This is a genomic window from Fictibacillus nanhaiensis, assembly GCF_049537595.1.
Classification (GTDB): Bacteria; Bacillota; Bacilli; order Bacillales; family Fictibacillaceae; genus Fictibacillus; species Fictibacillus nanhaiensis_F.
The window spans coordinates 208,067-228,856 of record NZ_JBMULM010000004.1 but is presented as its reverse complement, the minus strand read 5'-3'; the positions used below and the strand labels follow the sequence as shown (position 1 = coordinate 228,856).

At 31.3% G+C, this 20,790-nt stretch carries 10 protein-coding genes; all 10 read left to right on the top strand.

Annotated features, from left to right (window positions below):
- Positions 1–127: 127 nt before the first annotated feature.
- The 10 genes from ACOZ9X_RS17905 to sbnA are packed head-to-tail and all read left to right on the top strand — an operon-like array spanning position 128 to position 20,741.
- Positions 128–7,954 carry an amino acid adenylation domain-containing protein gene (locus ACOZ9X_RS17905; protein ID WP_423419373.1) on the top strand — a complete coding sequence of 2,609 codons (7,827 nt, stop codon included), beginning with the start codon at positions 128–130 and terminating at the stop codon, positions 7,952–7,954.
- A 34-nt stretch (positions 7,955–7,988) separates the two neighbouring features.
- Positions 7,989–8,957 carry a TauD/TfdA family dioxygenase gene (locus ACOZ9X_RS17900; protein ID WP_423419372.1) on the top strand — a complete coding sequence of 323 codons (969 nt, stop codon included), beginning with the start codon at positions 7,989–7,991 and terminating at the stop codon, positions 8,955–8,957.
- Positions 8,958–8,973: 16 nt separating this feature from the next.
- A complete protein-coding gene (locus ACOZ9X_RS17895) occupies positions 8,974–12,018 on the top strand; it encodes an amino acid adenylation domain-containing protein (protein ID WP_423419371.1) in 3,045 nt (1,014 codons plus the stop codon).
- Positions 12,019–12,023: 5 nt separating this feature from the next.
- Positions 12,024–16,382 (top strand): amino acid adenylation domain-containing protein, encoded by a 4,359-nt coding sequence (locus ACOZ9X_RS17890; RefSeq protein ID WP_423419370.1) that lies wholly within the window; start codon positions 12,024–12,026, stop codon positions 16,380–16,382.
- Between the two features lie 21 nt (positions 16,383–16,403).
- Positions 16,404–16,616, top strand: coding sequence for an MbtH family protein (locus tag ACOZ9X_RS17885; protein WP_423419369.1), 213 nt, complete (start codon positions 16,404–16,406; stop codon positions 16,614–16,616).
- Positions 16,617–16,629: 13 nt separating this feature from the next.
- The gene (locus tag ACOZ9X_RS17880) at positions 16,630–17,280 is read left to right on the top strand and encodes a DUF6875 domain-containing protein (protein WP_423419368.1); all 651 of its coding nucleotides are present in this window, start codon (positions 16,630–16,632) and stop codon (positions 17,278–17,280) included.
- Between the two features lie 24 nt (positions 17,281–17,304).
- Positions 17,305–17,979, top strand: coding sequence for a tryptophan 2,3-dioxygenase family protein (locus ACOZ9X_RS17875; RefSeq protein ID WP_423419367.1), 675 nt, complete (start codon positions 17,305–17,307; stop codon positions 17,977–17,979).
- A gap of 36 nt (positions 17,980–18,015) precedes the next feature.
- Positions 18,016–18,768, top strand: coding sequence for a thioesterase II family protein (locus tag ACOZ9X_RS17870; protein WP_423419366.1), 753 nt, complete (start codon positions 18,016–18,018; stop codon positions 18,766–18,768).
- An 8-nt stretch (positions 18,769–18,776) separates the two neighbouring features.
- Positions 18,777–19,757 (top strand): aldo/keto reductase, encoded by a 981-nt coding sequence (locus ACOZ9X_RS17865; RefSeq protein WP_423419365.1) that lies wholly within the window; start codon positions 18,777–18,779, stop codon positions 19,755–19,757.
- Between the two features lie 15 nt (positions 19,758–19,772).
- On the top strand, positions 19,773–20,741 hold the full coding sequence (sbnA, locus tag ACOZ9X_RS17860) for a 2,3-diaminopropionate biosynthesis protein SbnA (RefSeq protein ID WP_423419364.1): 969 nt from the start codon (positions 19,773–19,775) through the stop codon (positions 20,739–20,741).
- Positions 20,742–20,790 lie beyond the last annotated feature (49 nt).

The window sequence follows — 20,790 nt, the reverse complement described above, 5'->3', positions numbered from 1 at the left end:
TACAAATTTCGCAAAAAACTGTTGTCTAACTGGAATTTTATTACTACAATTGAATATGTTAGCAATTTTTATGAATATTGATAATTTGTATAACCCAATTAATATTATTATGGAGTGATCAATTATTATGTCAGATAACTATGAAGAAAATGAAATAATCGTTGAGGCTTCACCTGCTCAAAAAAGATTATGGTTTTTTAATGAATTGGTACCTGATATGCCAGTCTATAACATATACTATTCATTTCATATTAAAGGAAATTTAATGATTGATATTTTGCAAGAAAGTATAAATGTACTGGTTAATAGGCATGAGTCCTTAAGAACTAGTTTTAAGATTATTGATGGTGAATTAATGCAAGTAATCCAACCTAAACAAATTATTCCCATTCATTATACAAAAATGAATGGCAGGTTTACGGATGAGGAAGAACAATCGAAAATAATTAGAAAATATATTGAAAATGAAGTAAGTCATTTATTTCAATTACATAATGGTGATTTACTAAGACTAAGTTTACTAGAAATTCATAATAATGAATTTATTTTAGTAATTAATATTCATCACATTATCTCTGATGGTTGGTCAATGGATATTTTTAGTGATGAGCTTACTAAAGTATACGGTTCCTTAAAAAAGAAAATAAGTACAAATCTTAATGATTTAATTATTCAGTATGCGGATTACTCAGAATGGGAACGACAACAAGCCGGGTCTTTTGACCAACAGCTTAACTATTGGAAAAAGAAATTAAACGATTCTCCTCCCATATTAGAACTACCATTGGATAATCAACGGCCATCAGTTCAGAGTTTTTCAGGAGCTCAATATGACTTTGAAATTCCCAAAGAATTGTACAATTCGATTAAGGAAATGAGCAAACAAGAAGGCTCTACCCTCTTCACGACGTTACTAGCTGTTTATAAAGTTTTATTGTTCAAGTATTCAGGTCAAGAAGATATATTAGTCGGAACTCCGATATCTAATAGAAATGATGAAGAAATCGAAAATATTATAGGAATGTTTGCTAATACTCTTGTGTTAAGGACCGAAATAGATCCTAACTGGACTTTTATTAATTTGTTGGAGAACTTAAAACAAGAGGTTTTTGATGCATATGATAATCAAGATATACCATTTGAAAAAATAGTGGATAGCTTGAATATTCCTAGGTCAACAGCGTATACTCCCTTTTTTCAAACCATGTTTGTACTGCAAAGTTCACCAAGGTGGGAAATGGAGGGATTACAGGTAAGCCCAATAAACATACATAATAAGACGTCTAAATTTGATTTGACTTTCACCATTAATGAATCAGAATCTTCTTGTGCATGTTCAATTGAATACTATGATAAGCTTTTTGAGGAAAAGACCATACAACAATTTGCAAAATCATTTAGCATCTTATTAGAAAAAATAATTAAAGATCGAAAGCAGAAGATATCTGAAATAAATATTGCAACTGATTTTCCATTTTTAAGTGATAGTGTAAATCAACATACTATACCTCAGGTTAATGAGCAGTGTATACATAACATATTTGAAGACCAAGTAAGAAAGTTTCCCTTACATACTGCAATTGTTTATCAAGAGAACTCATTAACTTACCAGGAATTAGAGCAACAATCAAACCAAGTTGCAAATTTTTTAGTTCGACAAGGTGTAAAAAAGAATTCCTTTGTTGGAATTTGTATAGATAGATCTTTAGAGATGGTTGTGGGAATTCTGGGGGTTTTGAAATCAGGTGCAGCTTATGTACCAATTGATCCAAAACAACCTCAAGACCGCCAGTCTTTTATTGTCAAAGATGTGAATATGGATTTTGTATTAACTCAGGAACATTTAATCAATAATTTTTCACATAATATTCAAGTTATAACCCTAGATCGAGATATTGAGGATATACAGAAAGAAGTAATTTCTAATCCAAAAGTTAAGGTGGATCCTCAAGATCCTGCTTATGTAATATACACTTCAGGTTCAACAGGTAAACCGAAAGGCGTTATTGTTCCTCATAAGAATGTAAGTAGATTATTTAGTAGTACATCACAATGGTTTGATTTTGATGAAAATGATATTTGGACGAATTTCCATTCTTTTGCATTTGATTTTTCAGTTTGGGAAATTTGGGGGGCTTTATTGAATGGTGGCAAATTAATTGTTGTTCCATACTGGATCAGTAGGTCGCCTAAAGACTTTATTAATTTAATGATTAAAGAAAAGGTTACCGTATTAAACCAAACACCAAGTGCTTTTAAAAATACAATGAATGTTTTACTAGAAGATGAACAATTCAAATTTGATCTTCGATACATAGTATTCGGTGGAGAGGCTTTAGAGTTTCAAGATCTTCAGCCTTGGTTTTCGCGTTATGGTGATGAGCAGCCTAGATTAATCAATATGTATGGGATAACGGAAACCACTGTACACGCAACTTATTTCCCTATTACAAAACAAGATGCTTTTCATTCTAAGGGGAGTATTATTGGAGTACCAATTCCAGATTTACAATTTTATGTACTAGACAAATTTATGCAGCCAGTTCCAAACGGTGCGCATGGAGAACTCTACATTGGTGGAGACGGATTAGCTAACGGCTATCTCAACAGACCAGAATTAACCAATGATCGATTTATCAACAATCCATATAAACCCGACCAACGGTTATACAAATCAGGTGATATCGTAAGAGTAAATGGTGAGGGTAATCTTACATATATCGGACGTATGGATAATCAAGTAAAGATAAATGGATATCGAATTGAACTTGGAGAAATCCAGAAAATTGTTAAAGGTTATCCTGATATAAGAGATGCCTTTATATTGGTTCATGAAGGTGATCAAACAAAAAAAATGTTATTAGCTTATATTGTTGATGATCAACAAGTTAATATTGATTCACTAAGGGAATACATCAGAAGTCAATTACCAGAATATATGGTTCCACAGAAAATTATACGAGTCGAAAAGTTCCAATTAACAAGTAATGGAAAAATTGACACGAAGGCATTAAAATCTCTGTTTACTGTTCATGATGATGAAAATAAAAGAAAAACAGAGTATTTACCAAGTAATGATTTTGAACAAACTCTAATTGAAATATGGTCGGATATTTTAAAAAAAGATTCAATTGGTTTAGAGGATAACTTTTTTGAGCTTGGTGGAGATTCAATAAGTAGTATTCGAATTGTATCAGAGGGTAGGAAATATGGTCTTGATTTTTCTATACAAGATTTGTTTAGAGAAAGAACTGTATCCCTTTTAGCTAACTCGATAATGAAAAAACAAAAATTACAGAATCATAAAAAAAGCCAAGAAGAAGTTTTGTTAAAACCAATAGAATTAAAAAAATGGCATCATGACATAGATGATGCTTATCCTCTAACAAAACTTCAAGAAGGGATGCTATATCAAAGTGATTTAATGGAAGGTTCAAGGTCATACATTAATATAACTTCTTTCAAAGTAAAAGTACCGTATAACCATGATGCATTGTATAGATCTATAGAAATTCTAATGAATGACCATGTCATTCTTAGAACGTCATTTGACTTAGTTAATTATGATGAACCGTTGCAGATTGTTCATAAGAAAGTTGAAATTCCTTTATTTAATTATGATATTGCAGAATTTGAAGATGAGATACAAGATAATATCGTTCGTGAATGGATAAAGAAAGAGAAAGATATACAGTTTAATTGGTATAAGGCACCATTATTTGCTATTACTGTTCATAAAAGAAATGACTATGAATTCCAATTTACGCTAAAAGAACACCATGCTATTTTAGATGGTTGGAGTGTAGCAAGCTTTATTAACGAATTGTTTGAAACATACATATCTTTTTCAACCAATGAACAAGTACCAGTAAAACAGTTAAATGTAAATGTTATGAAAAAATATGTTGAGTTAGAATCGCAGGCGGTTAATTCCCCTGAACAACTTTCATATTGGTTGCAAAATTTAGAGAGTTATGAACGTATTAACTTGCCTAAATTGAATTTACAACTATCAGAAATTTCTTCTAATCGGAAATTATCGAAGAAAATTGTAATTAGTGATGAAATATTTGAAAAGGTAAAGAAGCTAAGTAGAATGGCTTCGGTACATTATAAAGCTGTATTATTATCAGCTCATTGCTCGGTGCTCAGTCTATTAACGGGCCAAAGAGATGTGATGACAGGGCTTGTGACGAATGGTAGGCCAGAAATATCAGGCGGAGATAACTTTTTAGGTCTATTTTTGAATACGATACCTCTAAGAGTTAATTTAGAGGAGAAAACATGGTTGGAATTAATAAAGACTGTTTTTGATATAGAACAAGATTCCATTCCGTTTAACCGTTATCCAATGGTTAATTTAAAAAATAGTATTAGAGCTGACCGTTTATTTGAATCGACATTTAATTATATTCATTTTCACGTCTACAATTCATTAATATCAAATCAAAGTTTTGAGATTTGGGACACTTTAGATGAGGGAACAACTGAGATACCATTTAGCATTAGCTTTAGCTTGAATCCGAAAAATTCACAGCTTGAATTGATTGTTGAATGGGAATCAAATCTATTTTCAGTTGAACAAATGGATTTAATTATACGTTATTACAAAAAATGCTTTGAAGTAATGGCTGAAGATCCATACTCAGTAATTAGAACGGATAAATTAATTCCTGATTCAGATAAGAGAAAAATATTAAACGAATTTAATAATAAATCAGGAACTGAAAATAACTTTGCAAAATCTTGCTTGATTCATCAATTGTTTGAGGAGCAAGTGAAGAGAACGCCGATGAATGTAGCAGTTCAGTTTGAAAAAAGCACTTTAACTTATGAAGAATTAAATCAACAAGCAAACCGGTTTGCCAATTATCTATTAAGGAGCGGATTGGAAGTTGGCGATGTTGTAGGTATAGCAATGGAACGATCAATTGAACTAATAATTACAGTAATGGGTATTTTGAAAGCTGGGGGAGCGTACGTTCCTATCGATCCGCAGCAGTCAATCGAAAGAAATACTTACATGTTAGAACAATCAAACGCGAAAATCATTATTAGTCAAAAAGAAGCTTGTCGAGCAATCCCAGAAGGTAATTATAATCTAGTATTCTTTGGCGAGATTTTACCAGAATTAATAAAAGAGAGTTATATAGATTTAAACATTGATCTTAATTCAGAACATTCAGCTTATTTGATTTACACATCAGGGTCAACAGGTACTCCCAAAGGTGTTCTTGTGCCACATAGAGCTATAAGTAATCATACATTATGGAAACAAAGAGAGTTCCCATTAGGCAATCAAGATGTTGTATTACAAAAAACAGCTTTTACCTTTGATGTGTCTGCTTCAGAAATATTTGCTCCACTTATTTCGGGAGCAAAATTGCTAATGGCTAAGCCGAATGGGCACTTAGATCCTGAATATCTTTTAGATGTAATCAAAAACGAGAACGTCACACTTCTTCAGGTAGTGCCAACAATGTTAAATTTACTTACAGAATATGGTGAAAAATTAACAGCATGTACATCTTTAAATCGTGTTTTCTGTGGTGGAGAATATCTAAAATCAGACTTAGTTAAACAATTTTACTCGCTTCATCAAGGACAATTGATTAATTTATATGGCCCTACAGAAAGTTGTATTGATTCAACTTATTGGATCTGTGATAGGGATAGTAATATAAATCAAATACCGATTGGATATTCTATTCAAGGGTATGATGCGTACATTCTAAACTCTCAGCTGGAACTTTTACCAACGGGTGTTATAGGTGAATTGTATATTGGTGGAAAAGGCTTAGCAACGGGATATATTAATAGATCTGATTTAACAGCTGAGAGGTTTATTCCAAATCCTTTTAAGTACGATGGGTCTCGTTTATATAAAACAGGAGATTTGGCCAGGTTCCTCCCTGATGGAAGTATCGAGTATATAGGAAGAAAAGATCAGCAGATTAAAATTAATGGAAATAGGATAGAGTTGGAAGAAATTGAAGCTTCCATGAAACATCATCCAAATGTTATAGATGCGGTTGTTACTTCAGAAAAGGATCCATATGAAAATACATTTCTCGTGGCCTACTATGTCAAACGTGAAAGTAATTCTATGATAAGTAATAGCGAACTTAATGATTTTCTTAATCAAAAGCTTCCTTATTATATGGTCCCAAGTAAATACATTTGCTTAGAGAGCTTACCGACAACATCTAGTGGGAAAGTAGACCGTAAATCACTTCCAAAGAATGATTTTTATGACGAAGCTCCAAAGAAGAATTTTGAAGGCCCAGGAACTTTAATAGAAGCTAAAATGGTAGGGATTTGGTCAGAAGTTTTCAAAGTTGATTTAATCAGTATTAATGACAATTTCTTTGAGCTTGGTGGACACTCTTTAATTGCTATTAGAATTGTTTCTCGTGTGCGGGATGTATTTAATATGGATATACCAATTCGGTGTATTTTTGAAAATCCTGTTTTAAAAGAATATTGTCAGTATATTGAAGAGAAAGTTGGATCACAACAACACTTAGAGGAAGGAATTTGTTTAGAAGAACGGCAAAATGACGAACCAATACCTCTATCTTATGTTCAACAGAGTATATGGATTCACAATCAGATAGCACAAAATCCATCAATATATAATATTCCTTTAATTATCAAAGTGAATAGTGAAATGAAGCTGCAAGAATTACAAATAGCTCTGGAAAAACTCATGAAACGACAAGAATCTTTGAGAACCACCATTGTTTTAAAAGATAGTGATCCTATTCAGCAGATTCAAGATGATTTGACTGTCACAATTAAATTTGAAGATCTATCTAGAATGACCGATTATGACAAAAATCAAGCAATAAGTGAAAGAATTAAAACTCAAGTTTGGGAAACTTTTTCGGTATCTGTGGGGCCATTATTTAGATTAATGCTCATTAAACTTAGTGAAAAAGAAAATATACTTATTGGTTCTTTCCATCATTTGATTTTTGATGGGGAATCAAGTGCAATTTTTGTCAATGAACTGTTTAGACTTTACCAAAGCGAACTAAACCAAACCAAGGTCTTATATTTAAATGAACCTTTGAAATATCAATATGCAGACTATGCGAAGTGGCAAAGAAAATGGCTAACAGGTAAAGATTTTGAAAATCAATTAGAAAATTGGAAAAAGAAATTCGAACAAGAAAATACTAAATTAAATCTACCCTATGATTTCTTAAAAGAAGCAGAAGAGAAAAATGGCGAAATTTGTACTGCTACTTTGAACGAGTCATGTAATAGCCAAATTGACTCATTTTGTAGTGAATTTGGTTATACCAAATTCATGTTATTCATCACGGCATTTAATATCATAATGCACTATTTCTCAAAACAAAAAAATATCGTTGTTGGAACACCGGTTTCTATTAGAAATGATAGTGAATTTGAAAAAGTAATTGGTTGCTTTATTAATACTATCGCCCTTCGTTCAGATTTTAATACAAATAAATCGGTTCTTACTTTAATCAATGATACAAGAAATGAATCCATTAATGCTTATCAACACAGACAAGTACCGATAGAGAAGGTAAACCAGGAATTAGCGTTTAAAAATGGTAGATATGATCATTCGATTTTTCAAGTATTATTTGCTTTCCATAATGATGTGGAAGTAGATCCTATATTAAGAGAATTCGGAATAGAATTTGTTGAAGTGAATAATAGACCAGCTAAATTCGATATCCATTTTGATATCATTCAAAAAAATGATTCCTATACTATTTATTTAACATATGATCCTAGTTTATTTGCTAGAAGTACAATTATAAAATTATTAAATTGCTATAAATTAGTGGTTGATCAATTAGTAGATAATCCAAACATTATGTTAAGTGAAGTATTAGATGTGTTGGGCAAATATGAAATGAAACTTTTAGAGGAACGGAAGAATGAGTTATATACAAAAAGGCTTATAGAATTTTAAATAATCATCTGTCTTTGAAGGGGTGTTTGTTAAAATGTCATTCGATAAATTAGAAAATCTTTTTAATATAAAGGAATTTAGTGTTAATCAAAGCTTACCACTTGTTTTAGAGCCTAAAGAAAATACTTTTAATCTAATTGAGTGGATCAGTGAAAATAGAGAATTAATAAACAATCGATTACTTAAGCATGGGGGAATATTATTTAGAGGGTTTAACATTGAGAATGCTAACGAATTTAATTCATTTGTAAATAGTTACAGTGCAAATCTTGTAAACTATATGGAACGAACAACACCCAGAATTCAAATGAGTAATAATATCTACACATCAACCGAATATCCTGCTAACCAAACTATCGCGATGCACAACGAGCTTTCATATTCGATTTTATCTCCAAAACTTATTTGGTTTTATTCTTTAATACCTCCTACATTAGGTGGAGAGACTCCGATTGCAGATGTTAGAAGAGTCTATAATCGGTTACCTAATGAAATAATCAATAAATTTAAGGATAAAGGTTGGATGTTAGTAAGGAACTATGGAGATGGTTTTGGTCCATCTTGGCAAGAAGCATTTAATACAACTGAGAAAAGTGAAGTGGAAAAATATTGTAATGAACATCATATAGAATTTGAGTGGAAAACAGGTGATAGATTACGAACAAAACAAGTTCGCCAGGCTGTTCGTGAGCATCAGAATACAAATGAAATGATCTGGTTCAACCATATTTCTTTTTATCATATCGCTAACTTGTCACCAGAATTAAAAGAGCTATTCCTTAATGAATTCGGATTGGATAATATTCCATTTAATACCTATTATGGTGATGGGTCCAACATTGAAGATGAATACATTGAACAAATTAATCTTGCTTTTGAACAGGAAAAAATAGAATTTCAATGGGAAAAAAATGATGTCTTGATGTTGGATAATTACCTGGTAGCACATGCAAGAAATCCATTTCAAGGAGAAAGGAAAGTATTAGTTGCAATGGGTAACTAATACGGGGGGGGGCTATATGGAAGAATTATTACCTCAGCAAAGGCATATAATAGATCTCGAAAAAAGCGATTCAACGTTTTCCTATTTTTTACATTATACATTCATACTAGAAGGTAATCTAATTAGAAGTGTCTTTGAAGATACAGTCAAAGAATTTTGGCATAATAACTATGTTTTTCACTTCAACAATGCTATTGTTCCAAGCATAAAATATGTCGATTTATCAAAATGTGACAGACAGGAACAGATTACTCAAATCAATGAAATAAGCAGTAATAGTTTGAATAAAAACAATGAGAAAAAATATCATTTTGACAGTTTATTAATTGAATTATCTGAAAACAAAAACGTTTTAATAATAACTTATCCAGCCATAACTTCAGATATCAGTACTCAGTTAATAATGGATACCATCTCACAAATCTATAAATCAAAATTAGAGGGATTTGAATCAAATAAAAATCACGTTCCTTTTTTACGGGTCACTGAATGGCTTAATAATATTGAAAATTCAGAGGAGAGGATATATTCCAAACAATACTGGACTGATAGGCTAACAGAAGCGGAAAATCAAGAGGTATTATTTAAAAAAATAGAATTAAATGGAAATGTTGGAGTTTTTAAACCAAGAACTAAAAAAATATCTTTGGAGACTAACAATGATTTATTAAAAAGAATAAAAGAGTTGGTAAATGACAATTATCATGTCTCTGATTATCTCGTTGCAATCTGGACTTTACAATTAAGTAGATTGTTAAATACTAAAATGGTTAACATCGGATATTATTGCGAGGGAAGGGGTATTGATCAACTCAAAGGTATCATAGGACCAATTTCTAAGTATGTTCCTTTATGTGTGGACATCGATGAAGAGAGAACAAGATTAAATGATCATCTTGATAACATCATTAAATTAACAAAAGAATGTAAGGAATCACAGATTGAATTTTCTAGGAATCATACAAAAGACTTATCTGAAATACAAGTAAATAATTACTTTAAGTATGGATTTGATTATGAAGAAATTGAATCAGTACATATGGGATCGAATTTAAGTATACAGATTGAGAATTTGTATATGAATATTGACAAAAATGATCTAAGAATCTCATGTATCAATAACAATGAATCGATTATTTTGAACTTATATTATGATTCATATCAGTTTTCTGAAGAGGATATGGAGCGGGTACTGTATGGCTATAGTTCGCTTTTGGTGAATAGTATCAAAGATTTTTATTGTAAGTGTTTGGATATCGGATTTGATAAGAAGGAGAAAAATGAGTCTTCTTTAATTAAAATAGATCATTTTGTTCATAAGGAGTTCGAGAAAAAGGCAAGGCTATATCCTGATATGATAGCTTTAGTTTTCAAGGACAAATCGCTAAGTTTTAGACAATTAAACCAGCTCGCCAACAAATATGCAGCCTTAATGAAGGAAAAAGGAATTCAAAAAGGTGATATTATAGCAATTTCGATGGACAGAACCCTTGAGTATGTTATTAGCATTTTGGCTGTAATTAAAGTTGGGGGAACTTACCTTCCAATGGATTACAAATTTCCTATGGAACGTGTGAAATATCTTATTAATGATTCATCGGTAAATCTATTATTAACAGATAATAATCAAAATACTTCAGAAATTGAAGTTGAACAAATCATTGTATCATCTTTCTTGGATTCTGATTTAGAGAATTATAAAGACATTGATTATAGTATAGAACCACATGATCTGGTCTATACCATTTATACTTCAGGCTCAACGGGCGTACCCAAAGGTGTGCTAGTAGAACATGCTCAATTATCAAATTATCTTATGGGATTAAAGCAGAATATTTCTATTAATCCCGGTGATGTATGTGCTCATTTATCTAGCTTTGCTACTGATTTAGGGAATACAATACTGTTCCTATCATTATGCAAGGGAGGCACCCTACATATCGTACCAAATGATATTTTAAATGATCCCGATGAATTAGATATTTACATGACTAAGAATCAAGTAGATATATATAAGATTACTCCTACTCACCTTAGCAATTTAATTTCGGGTGGAGCTCATGACTTACTTCCTAGAAAATATTTAATTTTAGGAGGTGAAACACCGAAGAGTAACTTACTAAAAGAGATTGTTAAATCACGTAAATGTAAGGTTTTTAATCACTATGGTCCAACAGAGACTACTGTGGGTGTATTAATGCATAATTTTTCAATAGACGATTCATTAAATGATTCTCCAATAGGAAAACCGTTAATTAATACACAAGTCTATGTTTTAGATTCGTTTTTACGACCTGTACCGGTTGGTTTTCCAGGTGTGTTATACATTGGTGGTGCTAATGTATCAAGAGGATATTTAAAGAAAGCAGACTTAACAGCAGAACAATTTATACCTGACCATATCTCTGGTATCCCTGGTGCAAGATTATATAGAACAGGTGATTTAGTTCGTTATAATTCCAAGGGCCAAATCATTTATTTACAAAGAATGGATAATCAATATAAATTTAATGGTTATCGATTGGAATCTGAAGAAATAGAAAATTGTTTAGAAGAAATACGGGATATTAAAAAAGCAGTTGTCGTAGTTAAAGAAGAGAACGAGTTAAATCAACGCATAGTTGCTTATCTTCTTCCTAATAAACAAAATAAAATTCAAAAGGATAGTCTTCCAGACTACCTGAAACAAAGATTACCTGAATACATGGTTCCGTATACCTATGTAATTGTGGATAAAATGCCTATGTTCCCAAATGGGAAAATAAACAAGAAGGCGTTGTTAAACTTAACAATTGATAGTACGTCAGAATATACAGTTCCAGTGCTAGAAAGTGACGCTGAAAAAAAATTATTGTCAATATGGAAAGAGGTATTAAAGGTTGAACAAATCGGAGTGGAGGACAACCTTTTTAAACTAGGAGGACATTCACTTTCAGCAACGCAAATTATCATCAGGGTCCGTAAAGCCTTTGACGTTAATATTCCTTTGCGTGTGATATTTGATTCACCAACAATTAAAGGATTAGCAAAAATCATTGAAGAGACACTTGAGGAGAAATAATGTCTATGAATTCCTTTGACGAAATTAATGTAATCCATGCTGATAAAATACAGAATACTATTTCATCTGCACAAAAAAGACTTTGGTTTCTTAATCAGATGAGTCCTGAAGATCCGAATTATCATATACCTTTGGTTTTTAAACTAGAGGGGAATTTGAACATTAACCATCTTCAAAACAGCTTGAACATGGTAGTAAATCGCCATAAATCACTAAGAACTTCCTTCCAAATGATTGATGGAGATGTTGCTCAAAGAATCAATGATTCAATGCACATAACGATTAAAGTGGTGAAAAATAAGAATTTCACAAGTGAAAGTAACTTTTATCCAATAGAATATATTAAAGAAGAAATCAAGAAACCATTTAATTTAATAGAAGGACCTCTTCTTCGTGCTTGTTTGATAGAAGAAAGCAATTCTTGTTCGTATTTTGTTCTTGTATTACATCATATTATTACCGATGGCTGGTCTAATGATATTCTTTTGAAAGAATTATCATCATTTTATAATAGTTTTCAACTAGAGGAACAAAATAAGTTGAACGAAATAACAATTCAATATCGAGATTTTGTAAATTGGGAAGATGAACTATTTAACCCGCAAAATAAAAGATTTAAGAGCATTGTTGAATATTGGGAAAATACACTAAAGCATTACCCACACGTTTTGAATATACCTACGGATCAAACGAGAACTTCAGAACCTCAAACGAACGGAAGAATAGAAATAATGCATTTATCTGGCGAGGTTTACGAAGAGATTAAAGCGTTTAGTCTGGAAAAAAATGTATCGATATATATGACACTTTATGCTGCTTTTACAGTTTTGATACATAGATTCTCAGGACAAGAAAGTATATTAACAGGAACTCCAGTCGCTAATCGAAATGAAATTGATTTTGAAAAAATTATAGGTCTGTTTGTTAATACTATAGTTATACCATCGAATTTAAATAATAATCCTACATTCATAGAACATCTAAAAAATATGAGAAATAACATACTTGATGCATTCGATCATCAGGAAATGCCTTTTGATAAGTTAGTAGAAATTATAAGGCCCGAAAGAGATATATCAATTAATCCTTTATTTCAAACAGCTTTTTCATATCACAAAAAAAGTGTGTGTCCTTTAGAGTTAACGGAAATAGTAGTCACTTCTTTAGATATTGACTTAAATACATCAAAGACGGATATTTACATGGTTATTGAAGAAACGGAAACGAATATCATACTTGCAATTGAGTATAATTCAGATTTATTTAATACTTCAACAATTCAAAGCTTGTTAAATTCATATAAAGCTATTTTAAATAGTGTTGTTAATGATCCGTCGATTAGAGTGAAGGATATTAGTTTATTAAATGACACTGAGAGGAATAAGATGCTTCATTTGTTGGATGAGACTAGCAGTCCTACATCCAATCTAAAATGTATCCCTCAACTATTTGAAGAACGTGCTTTAAGTCATCCGAATGTAGTAGCTGTAGAAGTAGGAAATAATAAAATGACCTATTCCCAATTAAATGATAAAGCGAATGTACTTGCAAATGTTCTGCTTCACAACGGAGTTAAAACAGAAATGGTTATTGGAATAAGTGTAGACCGATCATTTGATATGGTAATAGCTTTATTGGGTGTATTTAAAGCAGGGGCATCCTATTTGCCTCTAGATCCGGCTCTTCCAGATGAAAGAATTAACTATATGCTAGAAGATTCTAACGTGAAAATAATCATTACGAATGAAAAAGTAAATCGTTCTTTTGATAAAGATCGATTTGAAGTACTAAATCTTAATTCTTTAAAAGAAGCATATGAAACGCATGAAAACTTAAATGTAGAGTTAAGTCTGGATAATCTAGCTTACACCATTTATACATCAGGGACGACAGGGAAACCAAAAGGTGTTCAAATTCCTCATAGAGGATTAAGCAATTTAGCATACAATGAAATGAATACCTACAATATTGGAATTGGAAGTAAGGTGCTGCATGTAGCTTCATTTGGATTTGATGGAGCATTATATGGGATTTTAATTACATTACTAAATGGCGGTACGTTAATCATTGCTGATCTTAATAATTATGATATTGACTATACAATTAATGATTTACTAAAAAGCAAAAAAATAAATTATGCTAATTTAACTCCATCTTTTCTTAGAGTGTTTGATTCAGAAGGTTTAGATTCTTTAGAGACGATAGTTTCATATGGGGAAGAATTAACTAATGAATTAATTGAGAAATGGTCTTCTCCAAACAGAAAAATCTTTAATGGGTATGGACCTACGGAAACCACAGTCGGTGCAACCTCAGCAGAATGTGGTTTGCAATTTTATGAAAAACCTCCAATTGGCCGTCTTTTTAAAAATTATTCTGCATTTGTACTTGATGAAAGGCTTCAATTAGTTCCTAAAGGCTTTGAAGGAGAACTATACATATCAGGAGTGGGCCTTGCTAGAGGTTATATTAACCGGCCTGATTTAACTGCAGAGAAATTTATTCCTAATCCATTTAGTTCAATGGGAGAGAGAATGTACAAGACGGGTGATATAGTAAAAGTTTTGGATGATGGCAATCTAGTATTTATTAATAGAAAAGACGATCAGCTAAAAATTAGAGGCTATAGAATTGAATTGAAAGAAATTGAATCGAGCATCCAAGAACACCCTTATGTTAAAAACGTATTTGTAGATGTAGTTGAAAAAAACAAAGAAAAGAAAATTGTTGGTTATTTAATATTTAAAGATGGAATAGTTGGATCAGCGCATGAAATATTAAAATTTTTAAAATTAAAACTACCGTCATATATGATTCCAGCACAACTTATCATTATTGATTCATTTCCCTTAACATCAAATGGAAAAATTAATAAAGCGGCATTGCCTCAGGTTAATTTTTCACGGAATATTGATACACCTTATAATGCACCAGCTACTAAAATAGAAATTGCAATTCATAAAATATGGACAGAAGTACTTGGAGTGGAGAAAATAAGTATTGACGATGATTTTTTTGATATTGGTGGACAATCTCTACTTGTTGCAAAAATTGTATACAAAATAAGTGATCTGTTTAAAATTGATTTACCAATTAGAGTTATTTTTAAAGAACCTACAATATCAGGCATGGCGAAAATGATAGAAAAAGTATTAATAAATGGGTTAGAAAATGTCTCAGAACAAATTGCCAAAATTGATCTTTCAGAAGAAGCAAAATTAAATATTTCTTTGAAAAAAATACCATTTAATGTAGAAAATCAACTACAAGAATCTGCTATATTTCTAACGGGAGTAACTGGGTTCTTAGGTGCTTTTATTTTGCATGAATTACTAAAACAGACAAAGGCAAGCATTTATTGTTTGGTAAGAGCTTCTAATGATGTCAGTGCACTCATTCGAATTAAAGAGAGCTTATCATCTTATGGATTATGGGATGAAAGTCAAGCGGAGAGAATTATTGCTTTGAATGGTGATTTATCTAAAGTTAATTTTGGACTTAAACAAAATAAATTTAATTTCTTAGCATCAATTATTGATGTGATTTATCATAATGGGGCATTAGTTAATTTTACGTATCCGTATTATTCACTTAAATCTACAAATGTAGGTGGCACCCATGAAATAATTAAATTATCACGCCAACAGAAAATTAAGCCTATACATTTTATTTCAACTCTTTCAGTATTTCCAACTTCCAATTTGGACGGATCTAATATTGTTTATGAAAATGAAATATCAGAGCACAGTAAAGGTTTGGGAACAGGCTATTCTCAGAGCAAATGGGTTTCTGAGCAGATGCTTTTTCAATTACGTAAAGTAGAACATCCGCTAAGTATTTATAGATTTAGCAGAATTATTGGCCACAGTGTTACAGGTGTTTGTCAAACAAATGATTTTCTCTGGAAATTTATTCAATGCTGTATTCAAATGAATAGTTTTCCTAACATAAATATGGAATATGATGTTCTTCCAGTTGATATTGCTGCGATGTCACTTATAAATCTATCAAAACAGAAAGAAAGCTTAGGAGAAAATTTCCATATTTTCAATAATAATAAATTACAGTACAACACTATATTAGATGCGGTAAGACAAGCAGGATATGATTTTAGATTAATTCCTTACGAGGAATGGATTCAAGATTTAAATACTCTATCAAAGAATACTGGTCAAGAAGCACTCTCAATTATTAATGTAATATCTCAAAATAGTTCGGATGGTTTTCCAGTAGTTTTTAATAAAGACAAGACAGAGTCCAGATTGAATAATGATTTAATTTCAAACCCAACTATTACTATAGGATCATTAAAAAATACAATTTTAAAATTTATTGAAAATGGAGTTTTTAGTCCTCCAAAATAAAAATTATTAGAGGTGTTAAATATGGACGGATTTACTTTATTTCAAGTAGTTATCAATGAAGAGGAACAGTATTCCATTTGGCCAAAGGAATTAGATATTCCGAGAGGTTGGAATGAAGTGGGCTTTCAAGGAGATAAGAAAAAGTGTTTAGAATATATTAATCTTCATTGGAAAGATATTACGCCCAAAAGTGTTAGAAAAAAACACACTGAAAATATAGTTGATGCAAAATAAGGAAGTGATAAACATGAATAATAATTGTTACTCAATAGGTGAGTTAAACTATTTACTATCTAATTTAGAACCTTTAAAAGAAACACTGAATTATGTTTCATATGCTTCTAAACCTCATCCATCAAAAGGCTCGTCAGGTGCAATTTGTCCATTCTTACCAAAAGCTATCGCTTTAGATTCAATATGGTGTTCAGTAATTGACTCATGTAATTTTGATTTAAATGCGATGCAAAAAGTAATTGATGAAAGTGTTCAACTCTTTGAATCTCTGAATGAAAAAAATGAAAAATACAAATTATATAAAACATTAGTTTTGATTTTTCCCAATATTCCTTCAGAACGGGTGGAAGAAATAATAACAGGTGTTCATAGAACATTTAAAAGAAAATTAGTATATAGAGGGCTAATGATTGGTGAATTTTTTACCGATAATAGCCATCATGGTTTATACAATAAAGATTTTTTTCCTTTGAGGAGCAATGTTCCCTTGATAGCTATTAGAAACCTAGTTCCAGAAGACTTACCGTTTTTATCTAAAGAGAGTGATAGTGTAGAAATGCGAATAGATTTTTTAAAAGGATATTTACAAACATTCGAGGGTACTTTAGATTCAAACCGCTTTACCAAAGCATCTGAAATGTTAGAAGATTTATATATTAAATAACAGTAAGGAATTGGAGGTATGAGAATGAGTAAAAGTCAATCTGTTTATGAGGAGTATCACAGTGTAGACATCTTATTAAGTCTACAAAAAGAGAAAGAAGATTTGTGCTGTAATGATGAACTTAACTTTTTGATTATTCCACAAATCTGTGAGCTACATTTTAAACTTGTTTTACATCACTTGGATATTGCTCAAAATTATATTGAAGAAGGTCAATATACACATGCAATTCATCAAATGAAAATGGTAAATCAACATGTTAAAATGGCTACCAATGCAACAATATCTTTAAATAGTATAGAACCTATCGGATTTTCAAAAATAAGAAAAGTTCTTGGGAATGGTAGCGGACAAGATTCACCTGGTTTTAAACAGATTTTAAAAAAAGGTCCCCTGCTTTGGATTCCATTTAAAAAGAAGATTGATGATGTAGGTGTTACTCTCGTGGATCTGAATCTTTTGCCAAATGAACATTACACTATGTTTCTATTAATGCAAGAATTACTATCATTTGATCAAGAATTTAAGAACTACAGATATCAACATATGATATTAGTAAAACGAATGATAGGGATTGATTCTAATAGCTTAAAAGGTGCTCCAGCAAAAATGCTAGAAAATGGTATGAAAAGAAACTTTTTTCCAGAGCTATGGGAATCGGTTAATATGTTTACTAAATATATAGGTACTACTTACTAATAGACTGAAAGTATGAAGGGAAGTCCGTTTATTAACATGGACAAAGATAACTTACTAATCTGTTTAAAGCATAATCCTAAAGCAAAAGTAAAACTAATATGTTTTCCATATGCTGGCGGAGGTGTATCTTTTTTTCGTAAGTGGGTTAAAGAAATCCCGGATTATTTTGAAATTTATTCCATTTCACTTCCGGGAAGAGAAAATAAACTGAAAGATGTATCTTATGAAAATTACTTGCCTCTTGTCCAAGATATTTCAAAAAATATTATTAGTCAGTTGAAAGATGATAGATTAATTTTCTTTGGACACAGCTTGGGAGCAATTATCTCTTTTGAAGTATCTCATTTTTTGATGAAACATTATCAAAAACTACCCTTAATACTTTTTGCGTCGAGCTGTAAAGCACCACATTTTTTTATAGAGAATAACCCTCTAGGTAGGTTATCGAACGATGAGTTAATAATAAAACTTAAGGAAATAAATGGGACTCCGAAAGAAATTTTTGAAAATAAAGATTTGCTAGACTTTTTCCTTCCTATCATTAGATCGGATTTAAAGATTTGTGACTCTTATCAATTTTCACATAGAGTAAAATTAAACTGTCCAATAACTGTATTGGGTGGATTAGAAGATCAAATACAAGTGAAATATTTAGAATATTGGAAAGAATTAACCGATCAAACATTCCAAATTCAATTATTTAAAGGTGATCATTTCTACTTAGTAGAAAACGAAAAAAACGTAATAAATACTATAATTAAATCAGTAATAATACAAAACAGGGGGTAAATATTGACATGAAATACAAATCATTAGGTAAATCAGGATTGAAGGTAAGTAGATTAGTATTAGGTACGATGAACTTTGGCAATTTCACTTCAAGAGAAGAAGCTTTTAAAATAATGGATGCAGCAGTTAATCATGGAATTAATTTTTTTGATACAGCAAACGTATATGGTAATAGTGACTCATACGGCTTAACCGAAGAAATCATTGGAGATTGGTTTGCACAAGGTAATAATCGAAGGCAAAAAGTTATTTTGGGAACAAAAGTATATGGGGATATGAATGATATAGATGGTGGTCAAAACGATGACTCTTTGGGTCTATCTGCATATAAAATTAAGCACCACCTAGAAGCATCACTTAAAAGATTAAAAACAGATCATATCGAATTGTATCAATTACATCATATTGATAGAGACGTACCTTGGGAAGAAATATGGGGTGAGTTAGAAAAACATACGATGAGTGGGAAAATTGACTATGTTGGTTCAAGTAATTTTGCTGCATGGGATTTAGCAATTGCTCAAAGTTATGCAAGTAAGAGGAATTTCTTAGGTCTAATTTCTGAACAACATAAGTATAACCTATTATGTAGAATCCCAGAATTAGAAGTATTACCTGCTGCTTCACATTTAGGTATAGGGATAATTCCGTATAGTCCTTTATCTGGAGGGTTATTGGGAGGTTCTGCATTACAAAATGCTGGTCCAAGAAGTTTACGTCAAGCAGAGAGATTAGAAAAACATCGGCCGCAGCTAGAAGAGTATTCGAAATTCTGTTCGGAAATTGGCTTAGGAGAAGATACTGTTGCACTTGCTTGGTTACTAGCAAACACAAGTGTTACTTCTACAATTATTGGTCCAAGAAACGTTGAACAATTGGAAAAATGTATCAAAGCAACTGAGGTTAATTTATCAGAAGATATGATGGATAGACTTGATGAAATATTTCCAAGTTTAGGCGGAAAAGCTCCGGAAGCTTATGCATGGTAAAGGAAGTGTAGAAGTTTGTTAAATCGACTAAAAAATTTACAATTATTGATTGGTAATACCCCAATATTAAAGTTACAAGATGATACAATTAATCTTTTTACTAAAATAGAATCTCAAAATTATATGGGCAGTGTAAAAATAAGAGCAGCCATTTATATTATTCAAGAAGCAATAAAAGAGAATTTAATTAATAAGAATACCACTGTAATTGAGTCCTCTTCTGGAAATATGGCAATATCACTAGCGCTAATCTGTAGAACTTTAGGTATTAACTTCATAGCTGTAATAGATCCAAATATCAATTCCTACTATGAAAAAGTATTACGAACATTAGCATATAAAGTAGAGAAAGTGACTGAGCGTGATTCGGTTGGAGGCTATTTATCTAGTCGGATTAAAAAAGTAAAGGAACTCTGCATCAATATACCCGAATCTTTTTGGACAAATCAATATGAAAATATTAATAACGCAAAAGCACATTATTATGGTTTAGGAAAAGAAATATCAGAGTATTTCGATGAATTACACTATGCTTTTATTGGTGTGAGTTCTGGAGGAACCATTAGTGGAGTATCAAAAAGATTGAGAGAAAAACATAAGGGGATAAAAATCATAGCAGTAGATTCAGAAGGATCATCTATATTTAGAAATGATTTTAAAAAAAGACATATCCCTGGTATAGGTTCGAGTTTTACTACGTCTCACGTGAAAAATTCTATAATTGATGATGTTGTCATTGTATCAGAAGTAAACTCTATTATAGGATGTAAGCTATTGCTAGAAGAACATGGGATCTTTGTTGGTGGTTCATCAGGAACTTGCTACATTGCAATTAAAGAATACTTTAAAAATAATATGTTAAGCGGGAATGATAAACCCAACGTAATATTTATTAGTCCAGATGGGGGATCACCCTATATTGATACCATATATAATGAAGATTGGATTAATGAAACATATATGCAATCTCTAATAAACATTTGAATACTCAACGAAGGAAGGATGTAATTACATCCTTTTCTTTCGTTTTATT